At 63.3% G+C, this 12632-nt stretch carries 13 protein-coding genes; 5 read left to right on the forward strand and 8 right to left on the reverse strand.

Annotation, left to right across the window (positions count from 1 at the left end):
- Positions 1-141 precede the first annotated feature (141 nt).
- Both BM254_RS02695 and BM254_RS02700 read right to left on the reverse strand, forming a co-directional pair.
- Positions 142-1323 (reverse strand): acyl-CoA dehydrogenase, encoded by a 1182-nt coding sequence (locus BM254_RS02695; RefSeq protein ID WP_091998294.1) that lies wholly within the window; start codon positions 1321-1323, stop codon positions 142-144.
- 66 nt (positions 1324-1389) lie between these two features.
- Positions 1390-2166 (reverse strand): enoyl-CoA hydratase, encoded by a 777-nt coding sequence (locus BM254_RS02700; RefSeq protein WP_091998295.1) that lies wholly within the window; start codon positions 2164-2166, stop codon positions 1390-1392.
- A 210-nt stretch (positions 2167-2376) separates the two neighbouring features.
- On the opposite strand from BM254_RS02700, the gene BM254_RS02705 reads away from it, so the two are divergent.
- The 5 genes from BM254_RS02705 to BM254_RS02725 are packed head-to-tail and all read left to right on the forward strand — an operon-like array spanning position 2377 to position 7397.
- Complete coding sequence (locus tag BM254_RS02705; protein ID WP_091998298.1) at positions 2377-4041, forward strand: AMP-binding protein; 1665 nt, start codon at positions 2377-2379, stop codon at positions 4039-4041.
- A 35-nt stretch (positions 4042-4076) separates the two neighbouring features.
- Positions 4077-4844 carry an SDR family NAD(P)-dependent oxidoreductase gene (locus BM254_RS02710; RefSeq protein ID WP_091998300.1) on the forward strand — a complete coding sequence of 256 codons (768 nt, stop codon included), beginning with the start codon at positions 4077-4079 and terminating at the stop codon, positions 4842-4844.
- A 31-nt stretch (positions 4845-4875) separates the two neighbouring features.
- On the forward strand, positions 4876-5658 hold the full coding sequence (locus BM254_RS02715; protein WP_091998302.1) for an enoyl-CoA hydratase-related protein: 783 nt from the start codon (positions 4876-4878) through the stop codon (positions 5656-5658).
- 24 nt (positions 5659-5682) lie between these two features.
- Entirely contained in the window at positions 5683-6822 is a 1140-nt protein-coding gene (aliB, locus tag BM254_RS02720) for a cyclohexanecarboxyl-CoA dehydrogenase (RefSeq protein ID WP_091998304.1), read from the forward strand.
- Positions 6823-6830: 8 nt separating this feature from the next.
- Complete coding sequence (locus BM254_RS02725; RefSeq protein WP_245777338.1) at positions 6831-7397, forward strand: MarR family winged helix-turn-helix transcriptional regulator; 567 nt, start codon at positions 6831-6833, stop codon at positions 7395-7397.
- Here the strand turns inward: BM254_RS02725 and BM254_RS02730 are convergent.
- The 6 genes from BM254_RS02730 to BM254_RS02755 are packed head-to-tail and all read right to left on the reverse strand — an operon-like array spanning position 7348 to position 12625.
- Positions 7348-8310: a 5-oxoprolinase subunit C family protein gene (locus BM254_RS02730; protein ID WP_091998308.1), complete on the reverse strand. Its 963-nt coding sequence runs from the start codon at positions 8308-8310 to the stop codon at positions 7348-7350. The two genes, BM254_RS02725 and BM254_RS02730, sit on opposite strands and share 50 nt — an antisense overlap.
- Positions 8307-9035: a 5-oxoprolinase subunit PxpB gene (pxpB, locus tag BM254_RS02735; RefSeq protein WP_091998310.1), complete on the reverse strand. Its 729-nt coding sequence runs from the start codon at positions 9033-9035 to the stop codon at positions 8307-8309. Before pxpB ends, BM254_RS02730 begins: the two co-directional genes overlap by 4 nt.
- Positions 9032-9787 carry a 5-oxoprolinase subunit PxpA gene (locus tag BM254_RS02740; RefSeq protein WP_091998313.1) on the reverse strand — a complete coding sequence of 252 codons (756 nt, stop codon included), beginning with the start codon at positions 9785-9787 and terminating at the stop codon, positions 9032-9034. Before BM254_RS02740 ends, pxpB begins: the two co-directional genes overlap by 4 nt.
- A complete protein-coding gene (locus BM254_RS02745; protein ID WP_091998315.1) occupies positions 9784-10584 on the reverse strand; it encodes a hypothetical protein in 801 nt (266 codons plus the stop codon). The genes BM254_RS02740 and BM254_RS02745 overlap by 4 nt, the downstream gene beginning before the upstream one ends.
- A complete protein-coding gene (locus BM254_RS02750) occupies positions 10578-11951 on the reverse strand; it encodes an amidase (RefSeq protein WP_091998318.1) in 1374 nt (457 codons plus the stop codon). Before BM254_RS02750 ends, BM254_RS02745 begins: the two co-directional genes overlap by 7 nt.
- A complete protein-coding gene (locus tag BM254_RS02755) occupies positions 11948-12625 on the reverse strand; it encodes a DUF2848 domain-containing protein (RefSeq protein ID WP_091998320.1) in 678 nt (225 codons plus the stop codon). The genes BM254_RS02750 and BM254_RS02755 overlap by 4 nt, the downstream gene beginning before the upstream one ends.
- Positions 12626-12632: the final 7 nt, after the last annotated feature.

Below are 12632 nucleotides of genomic sequence, written 5' to 3' on the forward strand. Positions count from 1 at the left end.
ACGAATAGTTGCAATTATGTCGCTAAAGCCCTGAATCTTCCTTGATATTTATATATTGGTGCATCGACCAATTGGGCGGCCGCATTCTAACCGATTTCCGGCCAGATGCGGTCGCTTTCTAAAAAAATGATGAAAAGGTTGTCAGAAGAAAGCCTGGATTCCGGTCTGGGCGCGGCCAAGGATCAGGGCATGCACATCGTGGGTGCCTTCGTAGGTGTTCACCACTTCCAGGTTCACCAGGTGGCGGGCCACCCCGAACTCATCACTGATGCCGTTACCACCGAGCATGTCCCGGGCCATGCGGGCGATATCCAGGGCCTTGCCACAGGAATTACGCTTCATGATGGAGGTGATTTCCACCGCGGCTGTGCCCTCGTCCTTCATGCGGCCGAGGCGCAGACAGCCCTGCAGGGCCAGGGTGATGTCGGTCTGCATGTCCGCCAGCTTCTTCTGGATGAGCTGATTGGCCGCCAATGGCCGGCCGAACTGCTTGCGATCCAGCACATACTGACGGGCAGTGTGCCAGCAGTCCTCGGCCGCGCCCAGGGCACCCCAGGAAATGCCGTAGCGGGCGGAGTTCAGGCAGGTGAACGGCCCTTTGAGGCCTCGTACGTCCGGGAAGGCGTTTTCCTCCGGCACAAACACGCCGTCCATCACGATCTCGCCGGTGATGGAGGCGCGCAGCCCCACCTTGCCGTGAATGGCAGGCGCACTCAGGCCTTCCCAGCCTTTCTCCAGCACAAAGCCGCGGATCGCGCCATCGTCGTCCTTGGCCCAGACCACAAATACGTCGGCGATCGGGCTGTTGGTGATCCACATCTTGCTGCCGGTCAGCCGGTAACCGCCGTCAACCTTCCGGGCCCGGGTCGCCATGCTGCCGGGATCGGAGCCGTGGTCCGGCTCGGTCAGGCCGAAGCAGCCGATCCACTCGCCGGAAGCCAGTTTCGGCAGGTACTTCTGGCGGGTTTCCTCATTGCCGAATTCGTAGATGGGCACCATCACCAGGGACGACTGCACGCTCATCATGGAACGGTAACCGGAATCCACCCGCTCGATTTCCCGGGCGATCAGTCCGTAACACACGTAATTCAGGCCGCTGCCACCGTACTGCTCGGGGATGGTGGCGCCGAGCAGGCCGGTCTCGCCCATTTCCCGGAAGATCTCCGGATCGGTCTTTTCATTGCGGAAGGCTTCCAGTACCCGCGGCCGGAGCTTGCTGTCGGCAAACTGGCGGGCACTGTCGCGCACCATGCGCTCTTCTTCGGTCAGCTGCTGGTCCAGCAACAGGGGGTCTTCCCAGTTGAAACTTGCTTGGTTGGCCATGGTTGGTCTCCACTCAATTCCGGTATCACGGTTATATGACAGTTTCTGGCAGATACGTTCAGGATATCAGCGGTGCTTCCATTGCGGTTGGCGTTTTTCGAGGAACGCACTCATGCCCTCATGACGATCCTCACTGGCGAAGCTGGACCACAGCAACCGGCGCTCGTACTCCACGCCCGCCGCCAGGGTCGTCTCGAAGGCCTGATTGACCGCCTCCTTGTTGATCATGGTCGCCATCTGCGAGTAGCCCGCGATTTCCGCCGCCACCGCCAGGGCCGTCTCAATCAGTTCCCCGGCCGGGACGATCCGGCTCACCAGGCCACTGCGCTCGGCTTCTTCGGCGTCCATGGTGCGCCCGGTCAGGCACAGGTCCATGGTCTTGGCCTTGCCAATGGCCCGGGCCAGGCGCTGGGTGCCCCCGGCTCCGGGCAGAGTGCCGATTTTTACTTCCGGCTGACCGAAACGGGCGGTATCGGCCGCGATCAACAGGTCACACATCATCGCGAGCTCACAGCCACCACCAAGCGCCAGGCCGGCGACTGCCGCAATCACCGGCTTGCGACAGCGGGTCACGGTTTCCCAGTTAGCCGAGATGAAGCGCTCCCGGTAAGCCCTGGAGAAATCCAGGGCATAGACTTCGGTGATATCCGCACCGGCGGCAAAGGCCTTCTCGTTCCCGGTGATGACAATGGCGCGGATGCTGTCGTCTTTTTCGAGGGCCTCCAGAACCGAGGTCAGCTCGTTCATCAAGGCATTGTTCAGTGCGTTATGCACCTTCGGCCGGTTGAGCCGGATGAGCGCGACGGCCTCGCGCTTTTCAAGCAATATGTTGCTGTATTCCATAACCGCCCTCTCTAAGAGATCTGCCTTTATTCCTTTTATATCTCTATATAAAGACTTTACTGATTGAAAACAGACTACACCCCGCTATTTTTTTAAGCAATATGTTGACACAATATTTGGGCGGGGCGTATTTTGAAATGGAGGCCATAACGACCTGCATCTGCAGTCAGGTCCCCGACAACAACAAACCGGACACAACAGGTGAATCAGATGGACACAGGCATCACTCTCAATCCGGAACGCCGCGCCGCCATGGTCGAGAGCGGCGCATGGAACGACAAACGCATTACCGACTACCTGGACCAGGCCGTGGCCAGCACCCCGGACCGGGAAGCCATCGTCGGCTACCAGGTCACCAGCGATACCCGCACCGCCCTTACCTATCGGGAACTCAATGACAAGGTCACCCGCATGGCGGCCGGCCTGGCCGGCATGGGCATCGGTAAAGGCGACGTGGTGGCCTGCCAGCTGCCGAACTGGTGGCAGACCACTGCCCTGCACCTGGCCTGTATGCGCATCGGCGCCATCCTGAACCCGCTTATGCCGATCTTCCGGGAGCGGGAACTGCGCTTCATGCTCAAGCATGGCGAGGCCAAACTGCTGGTGATTCCCAAGGTGTTCCGGGGCTTCGACTACGAAGCCATGATCGACGGCATCCGCGCCGAACTGCCGAACCTGGAAACCCTGCTGGTGATCGGCGGCGAGGGCGAACGCAGCTTCGAACAGCGCCTGGTGGAGACTCCCTGGGAACAAAAGCAGGACATCAACGCCCTGTTTGCCGAGCGCGAACTCACCGCCGACGACGCCATCCAGATCCTCTACACCTCCGGCACCACCGGCGAACCCAAGGGGGTCATGCACACCTCCAACACCCTGTTCTCCAACGTGCGGCCCTATGCCGACCGGCTGCACCTGAGCTCCGACGACAAGGTACTGATGGCCTCCCCGGTCGCCCACCAGACCGGCTTCATGTACGGCATCATGATGCCCGTTTACCTGGGCACCACCGCCATCCTCCAGGACATCTGGGACGCAGACTACGTCTGCAAGGTGATTGCTGCCGAGAAACCGGCCTTCACCATGGCCGCCACGCCCTTCCTGGCGGACCTGGTGAAAACCGCACCCAAGCACGAGGGCGAACTGGATTCCCTGCGGATCTTCGTCTCCGCCGGCGCCCCCATCCCCAGTGCCGTGGTGGAACAGGCCGGCAAGGTTCTGAAGGCAAAGATTGTCTCGGCCTGGGGCATGACCGAAAACGGTGCGGTCACCATGACCTGCCCGGAAGATCCCGCCGAGCGGGCCAGCCAGTCCGACGGCAAGGCTCTGCCCTGGATGGACGTGAAAGTGACCGACTTCCAGGGCAACGAACTGCCGGCCGGCGAAGAAGGCAGCCTGCTGGTCCGGGGCTCCAGCCTGTTTGTCGGCTACCTCAAACGGCCCGAACTCTACGGCGTGGACGAGAACGGCTGGTTCAACACCGGCGACCTCGCTCGCATGGACAATGACGGCTACATCCGCATCACCGGTCGCACCAAGGACGTGGTGATCCGCGGCGGCGAGAACATCCCCGTGGTTGAGGTAGAGAACCTGCTCTACAAGTACCCGGGCATTGTCGATGTGGCGCTGGTGGGTTGTCCGGACGAACGCCTGGGCGAGCGCCTGTGTGCCTACGTCACCCTCGACGAGAACGCCACCGATCTGACGCTGGATCAGGTCAAGGCCTACCTGACCGAACAGCAACTGTCGAGGAACTACCTGCCGGAATACCTGGAAGTGATCGAGGCCATGCCCCGCACCGCCTCCGGCAAGATCCAGAAATTCAAGCTGCGCGAGCAGGCCAAAGAGGTTCGCCTCGAACCGGCCAGACGCGGCTGATCCCTTTGACTGACCAGCAACAGGAGCAAATCATCATGAGAGGCCTGAACGGAAAAACCGTCATCGTCACCGGCGGCGGGGGCGGCATCGGCCGCGCCGTGTGCCGGCGATTTGCCGAGGAAGGCAGTCTGGTTGCGGTGCTGGACCGGGACGAGAGTGCTGCCCGGGCCACCGCTAACCTGATTACCGAAGCCGGCGGCACCGCCCGTGCCTATGCGGCGGACATCACCGATTACGCCGCGATCACCGACACCGTGGCGGCCATCGAGAAAGAGCTGGGCGTACCCACGGTACTGGTGAACAACGCCGGTTTCGACCGCTTCATCCCGTTCCTCAAGACCGAACCGAAACTCTGGGAACAGCTGATCGCGGTGAACCTGACCGGCGCCCTGAACATGCACCACGTGGTACTGCCGAAGATGGTGGCCGCCGGCGGTGGCAAGGTCATCAACGTGGCTTCCGATGCGGCCCGGGTCGGTTCCTCCGGTGAATCCGTCTATGCCGCCTGCAAGGCCGGCCTGGTGGGCTTCAGCAAGACCGTGGCCCGGGAACTGGCCACCAAGAACGTGTGCCTGAACGTGGTCTGCCCAGGCCCCACCGACACCGCCCTGCTCAAGGGCGTTGCCGAGAGTGCGCCGAACCCGGAGAAATTGCTGGAAGCGTTCCGCAACGCCGTGCCCATGAAACGCCTGGCCCAGCCGGACGATTACCCCGGAATCATTGCACTGCTCGCCAGTGACGACGCCAACTTCATCACCGGCCAGGTCATCAGTGTGTCCGGCGGCCTGACCATGGCCGGCTAACTGCCACCTTCACGAACACGGAGACCCAGACATGAGTTACGAAGACATCCTGTACGACGAAACCGACGGCGTCGCTACCATCACCATCAACCGCCCGGACCGCTACAACGCCTTCCGCGGCCAGACCTGCATGGAACTGATCGACGCCTTCCATCGCGCCGGCTGGAACAAGGATATCGGCGTGATCGTGTTCACCGGCGCCGGCGAGAAAGCTTTCTGCACCGGTGGCGACCAGGGCGCCCACGAGGGCCAGTACGACGGCCGCGGCCTGATCGGCCTGCCGGTGGAAGAACTGCAGCGCCTGATCCGGGAAGTACCCAAGCCAGTGATTGCCCGGGTCAACGGCTTCGCCATCGGCGGTGGCCACGTCCTGCACGTGATCTGTGACCTGAGCATCGCCTCGGAAACGGCCATTTTCGGCCAGGTCGGCCCCAAGGTCGGCTCCGTCGATCCCGGCTTCGGCACCGCCTACCTGGCGCGGGTCGTGGGTGAGAAGCGGGCCCGGGAGATCTGGTACCTGTGCCGCAAGTATTCGGCCCAGCAGGCGCTGGAGTGGGGCCTGGTGAACGCCGTAGTTCCCCCCGAGCAGCTGGACGAGGAAGTACGCAAGTGGTGTGACGAGATCCTGGAGAAGAGCCCCACCGCCCTGACCATCGCCAAGCGCTCGTTCAACGCTGACAGCGACAATATCGCCGGCATCGGTGCCCTCGGTATGCAGGCCCTGAGCCTCTACTACGACACCGACGAGTCCAAGGAGGGCGTCAACGCCTTCAAGGAAAAGCGCAAACCGGAATTCCGCAAGTACTACAAGTAACGGCACGATAGCCCGGAGAACACCATGAATTTCGCATTCAACGAAGAACAAAACGCGATCCGCGAGGTTGTGGCCCGCTTCAGCGCCGAGGTACTGGCTCCGGGCTATCGCAAACGGGACCGGGAAGGCGTGATCGAAAAGGATGTCATCCGCCAGCTTGGCGAGATGGGCCTGCTCGGTGGCGAGCTGCCCGAGGAATTCGGCGGCAGTGGCATGGACTGTGTCACCAGCGGCCTGATCATCGAGGAAATCTCCAAGGGGGATTTCAACGTTGGCTACATTCCCCTGCTGACGTCCCTGAACGGACAGATCATTGCCAGCCACGCCGCGCCGGATCTGGCCAAGGAATGGCTGCACGGCATGACCTCCGGCCAGAAGGTGGCCTGTATCGCCCTGACCGAACCCCACGGCGGCTCCGACGCCGCCAACCTGCGCCTGAAGGCGGAGAAAAAGGGCGACGTCTACGTGCTCAACGGCGAGAAAACCTCCATCTCCATGGCCGACCAGGCCGACGTGGCGGTGGTGTTTGCCCGCACCGGCACGGTGGAGCAGCGCGCCTCCGGCATCAGCGCGTTTCTGGTGCCCATGGACAGCCCGGGCATCACCACCACCCGGTTCGAGGACAATGGTCAGCGCGCCATCGGCCGGGGCTCCATCTTCTTCGACAACGTGGAAGTGCCCGCCAGCCACATGATGGGTGACGAAGGCAAGGGCTTCAAACAGGTCATGCAGGGTTTCGACTACAGCCGCGCGCTGATCGGCCTGCAGTGCCTGGCGGTGGCCCAGCAGTCCCTGGAGGAAACCTGGCAGTGGCTGACCGAGCGCACCGCCTTTGGCCAGAACCTGTCCGCCTTCCAGGGCCTGACCCATCCGCTGGCGGAATACCAGACCTACGTTCATGCCGCGCGCATGCAGTGCTACCATGCGCTCTGGCTCAAGGACAACAACCTGCCCCATAACGCCGAAGCCGCCATGAACAAGTGGTGGGGCCCAAAGCTCGCTTTCGATGTGGTTAAACAGTGCCTGCTGGCCCACGGCCACACTGGCTGGGGCGAAGACCTGCCCTTTGCCCAGCGGTTGCGTGATGTCCTTGGCCTGCAGATTGGTGATGGTACCGCGCAGATCATGAAGAACATCATCGCGCGCGAGTACCTCCCCAGGTGACGCACCCCATGTCCTCCGCGATTCGGGGTGCCGGTGACAGCCTGCCCTGGCCCGAGAGCCCGGGCGGCACGACAGGAGCACAGATGATCGTCAACGAATCCGGAGGCGTACCCAACCGACTGTTTTTCCGGCTGTTCCAGACCGGAAACATCCTGCAGCGCCAGGTCCAGAACGAAATGGGCATCAGCGCTGTGCAGTGGGCGGTGCTGGGGGCGCTGTCACGGGAGGGGTTCGAGGAAGGCACCTCCTTCAACCAGCTCAAGGAATACCTGTATGTCAGCCGCCAGAACCTGGACGGCGTGCTCAAACGCATGGAGCGGGATGGCCACGTGGTGAGAATTCCCGATCCTCAGGACCGCCGGGCGCGGCTGGTGGTGCTCACCGAATCCGGCCGGGCCTTCTGGAACCAGCTGCAGGACACCATCACCGAGTTCTACCGCCAGGCCCTGCTGGGGATGAGCTTCGATGACGGCGTCAGCCTGCTGCACCTGCTCAAGAAACTCCAGCAGGACCTGTCCAACGTATCTATGACCTCCGAAGCCGAAACAGCTCCAGAAAAGCCCGGTAGTCCCTGAGTACTTGCCCACTTCCGCGGGCCACGAACTTGACCTCCTGCCCTGGCAGGCACTGGGCCAGCCGGGATGCCGACAGCGGAGACAACGCCCCGAGCCGCGGGTAGCCGCCGATGGTCTGGCGGTCATTGAGCAGGGCAATGGGCTGGCCATCCGCTGGCACCTGGACGCCGCCCAGGTTGATGCCCTCGGAGATCAGCGAGCCGATCCGGCACTGCAGCTTCGGGCCGAGCAAACGTACGCCCATGCGGTCCGCCCGGTCATCCACCCGCCACCAGGTATTGAAGGCATCGTAGAGGCTGCGGCCGGTGAACTCCCCGATCTGGGCGCCGGGCAGCAGCTCCAGGACCGGCGCTTCCCGGAAATCTTTACGGGCATGGCCCGGCGCCTCGGTCATTCCCTCGGCCGTTTTCCCTTCCGGGGTATGAATTGCCAGCCGGTCGCCCTCCGCCAGCTTGCTGCCCCAGCCATCGAAGCCGCCCAACTGTTCGCGACTGACACAGGCAACGCTGCCCATCACCGGTTCGGCGGCAAAGCCACCCCGAACCGAGAGGTAGGCCCGCAGACCACTTACGGGCGAGGCAAAGATCAGTTTCTGGCCTTCCTTCCAGGTCACTCGCTGCCATAGGGGCACCGGTTGCTCATCGAGGGTCGCGCCGAGATCGGCGCCGGCGATGGCGATGTCCAGATCCCGTTCCGCGATCAGTTGCAGCCCGCCAAAGGTGATCTCCAGGCTCGCGGTACCCCAGGGGTTGCCAGCCAGGTAATTGGCCCAGGCCCAGGAGTACAGATCCGCCGGCCCGCCCTGGGTCACGCCCAGATGGCGCACGCCGAAACGGCCCCGGTCCTGCAGCAGCGCCAGCGGCCCGGCCCGGTGCACCCGGATGGCGGTTTCCGCCTTGCTTTGTGCTGTCATCCCGCCGCCTCCATGGGGGTGGCATCACCGCCCTGGCGTTCGAATTCCTCGCGGCTGACGGAGACAAAGCGTACTTCGTCTCCCACTCTCAGCAGGCTGAAACCCTCCCGTTCACGGTCAAACAGCCGGGCACTGGTGCGGCCGAGCAGGTTCCAGCCACCAGGGGTGGCCGTGGGGTAGGCGGCGGTCTGGCGGGCGGCAATGGCGACACTGCCCACCGGCACCTTCTTGCGCGGGGTATCCAGCCTGGGGCATTCCAGTCGTGGATCAATCAGCCCCATGAAGGCAAAGCCGGGAGCAAAGCCCAGGGCAAACACGCGGTAGGTTTTGCTGCTGTGGCAGTCGATGACTTGCTCCACGGTCATGCCGGTGTGCTCGGCGACCCGGCCCAGGTCCGGCCCGACGCTGGGGTCATAGAAAGTCGGCAGTTCGTGGACCTGGCCGGTGCCGAGGTCCTCGTCCGGTTTCAGGTCCGCCAGTAACCCGGCAATCGTTTGCCGTGCCTCGGCCGGAGACAACCGGACAGGATCGAAGACCACCAGCAGCGTGGTGTAGGACGGCACCAGATCCACCAGCGCGTCAGCAAACGCCGACTCGCAGTGGCGTGCCAGGGCCGTGATCCAGGGCAGGTTGGCCTCGTCGATCTGCTCGAACAGCCGGACCATCCAGCCATCGAGACCGGCGGACTCGAGCCGGGGCAAGGCGTTGGCCGGGCTACCGGTCATGCCCGGTTTCCCAGTGCCAGGATCGCCTCGCGGATCGACTGGATCGCGGCGATGGAGTCGTTGTTGTCCCCGTGCACGCACAGGGTATCGGCGTTCAACTCGATCTCGCTGCCGTCAATGGCGGTCAGCGGTTCGCCCTTGGCAATCTTCACAGCCTGCTCCAGGATCTCGTCGGGGTCTTCATGGACTGCCCCGGGTATGCGCCGGGATACCAGACGACCTTCCCCGTCATAGGCACGGTCGGCAAACGCCTCGAACCACAGCTTGATGCCGTAGCGATCCGCGATTTCCCGGGCCATGGAAGTGTCACAGGAGGCCATGGTCATCAAAGGCAGGTTGCCATCGAAATCCTTGACCGCCTTGACCACGGCCTCGAACAGGCCGGGATCCTTGATCATGTCGTTGTAGAGGGCACCGTGGGGTTTCACGTAGTGGATACCCGTGCCCTCGGCCTGGCAAATGCCGGATAGCGCCCCGATCTGGTACAGCACCAGGTCTTCCACTTCGTCCGGCGAGCAGGCGATGGAGCGGCGGCCAAAACCCACCAGATCCGGGTAGGACGGATGGGCACCCACCTTCACATCGTGCTGTTTCGCCAGCCGCACCGTGCGCCGGATAACGTGCGGGTCGGAGGCGTGGAAGCCACAGGCCACGTTGGCCAGATCGACATGGGGCATGACATGCTCGTCCATGCCCATGACCCAGGGGCCAAAGCTTTCCCCCATGTCGGCGTTGATCATCAGAGTTCTCATTTTCCCTCTCCCGTCTGCAGTGCGCGATAACGCCACTGGCTGATGACAAAAATACCCAGACTTACCATTATCGAGGCAAGCAGGGAGATGGCAAAGGTGGCCATGGGTGGCAAGGTACCCACCATCAGGGCCAGCGCCAAGGCGAAAGCGACCAGACTCAGCATGCCTTTCTGGGCCATGCTGACCGTTGCCCTGGCCACTTCAGCGCCATAGCGCTCATATAACGTCCAGCCAATGGTGAACAGCCCCACCGGGAACCCCACCAGCATACCGGAAAGCAACGGCCCGGATTTCGCTGCCACGGTGGTCGCGAGGCTCACCAGAATTCCCGCCAACAGCCCCCGAAACAGCAGATCAAACCACCCGGACCGGGCAACCACCACTGTCTGGCCCAGTTTCAGGGCCCGGCGTATGGCTTCGGCCGCGAACAGCACCAGAGCGTATACCAGCAAACCACCCCATACCCCACCCGGCAACAGGGAAAACAGCAGGGCCGTCGGTATCCAGATCCCGGTCGCCAACGCCAGGCTGGTGTACACGCCGAAACGCCCGGCGGCCACCACAAAGCAGATGGCAAAGATGAGGGTGGCGATCAGGGCATGTAGCGTCGACAGCGCGGCGGCCTGGAGGAACTCCACAGAGCGCTCCTGAAGCATGAAAAAGTAGCCGGGGCCCAGGATGATGGGTGTCCCTGCCAGTATGCCCCCAAGCCGCGGGCCCACCTTGCCCACCGCCACTGAAACGCCGATGACCACCAGGGCGGTGGCCACCAGCTTTGCGATCAGAACACTCAGCATGCTTCCCTGAGCGCCTCCTCGATACCCGCCGCGATGGCCAGCAAGCCGGCATCGGTACCATTGCGACCGACCAGCATCAGCCCCGAGGGCAACTCACCCGGCTCGTGGTTCGGCAGCGTGATGGCACACAGGTCCAGCAGGTTGGCCACCGTGGGATTACGCAGCACCAGCAGGTTCAGACGACCATAATCGTCATCACTGGCAAGCTCCTCAAAACGCGGCGGTGCAATCGGTACTGTCGGCGCAAGCAGGCCGTCGTAGGCCGCCAGCCACTGGTCAGCCTGTAGCTTGCGGTCAGCCCGGCGCCGGAGCAGTTCGATGTAATCCGCGGCCCCGAGCTGTGCGCCCCGCTCCATTCGGCTGCGGACTCTCGGATCATAGCGGTCCCCGTGGCAGCGCAACCATTCCCGGTGGATATGGTAACTCTCCGCGGCGGTGAGGCCACCACCTTCCAAAAGTTCCGGCAGGGTATCCAGCACCGGCACCGCCACTTCCTCGATCCGGGCGCCGGCGTCGCGAAGCAGTTTCAGGCTCCGGGTGAAGGCATCGGCGACCTCCCGGGAAACGTCGTCCAGCATGTAATTGGCGGGTACCGCGAAGCGCAGCCCGTCCAGTGGCCGGGGCCTGAGCGGTTGCCACTCCAGTCCGGCCAGCACCGCATCGACCCGGGCACAACAGTCCACGGAACGGGCAATGGGCCCGACCGAATCCAGGCTGTCCGACAGGGGAAAGGTGCCCCGCCTCGGTATGCGTTGCTGGGACGGCTTGAACCCGACCAGGCCACAGAACGCCGAGGGAATACGGATGGAACCACCGGTATCGGTGCCGATGGCCGCAGCGGCCATATCACAGGCAACGGCCACGGCGGCACCCGACGAAGACCCCCCGGGAATCCGGCCCGGGGCCAGCGGATTGTCCGGGGTACCGTAATGGGGGTTCAGGCCGAGGCCGGAATAGGCAAACTCGGTCATGTTGGTGTGCCCGGTGATCACCGCCCCCGCACGCCGCAGGCGTGACACTATCAGCGCATCATGCTCGGCGGGGGTGTCCCACCACTGACTTCCGGCGTGGGTCACCTGCCCTGCCACGTCGAACAGTGCCTTGAGAGCCACGGGAATCCCCGCCAGCTCCCCCACCGGCACCCGCGCCTCGTACAGGTTATCCGCTGCACGCGCCTCGGCGGTCGCGGTCCGGTCAAAACGGGCGGTATAAACCTGCCGGGCGCGATCATCTCCGGTATCCATGTTGTGCTGACAGGTCTTCAGCAAGTCCGCGGCCTGCCACTGCCCCGTTGCCAGGCCATCCAGCAGGTCCGCCAGCGTCCCGGCCGGCAATGGCTTGAGATCCTCGGCTTTGAACTGGGTCATTTCACCACCGGCAGCGTCTGAATGTGATAACTGTGTTCCAGAGTGCGGCTGGTAACCGGATCCCTCAACACCATCCGGAACGCCTGGGCGGGACGGACCCCGCCAATAACCGGCAGGGTGCCGCACAGCATGGCCTGCCCGGGCGCCAGTTGTGGCTGGTCCAGGCCAAAACGGCGCAGCAATTCCTCCGGATGCAGCAGCCCGGTGACACCGCCCTCCTGGTAACGCACTTCCTCACCGTCAATGGTGGCGAACGACGCCATCTCCAGTTCATCCCAATGGTCGATCACGTCAGCGAGCCACCACACCTGGTAGCCCACGGGCTTGGCACACACCTGCTTGGAATGGGCCACCGACCAGGCCTCTGCTTCACGGTCGGTATGGTCGGAACCGATGCCCACCACCGTGCCCCGCTCGGTACCGAGCAGCAGCACCTCCACCTCGCCGCTTGAGGCGTTGCCCAGGAACTGGACATTGCCCTCGGTGGTCAGCAGGTCCGCCGATACCCGATAGAACAGGGGGGTACTGGACGGCGGGGAAACCCCGATCGCCTTCAGCTCCTCGATATGCTCATCGATGGCCGCCTGTTCACGCCCTGCCCATCCGGCAATGATCAGTTCCCGGACGGTGATGTCCAGTTTTTCACCGGTATCGGCCAGCTGGAATTGTGTCATTACGTGT

Origin of the sequence: Marinobacter pelagius, assembly GCF_900114925.1 — a bacterium.
In the GTDB taxonomy this organism is placed as follows: Bacteria; Pseudomonadota; Gammaproteobacteria; order Pseudomonadales; family Oleiphilaceae; genus Marinobacter; species Marinobacter pelagius.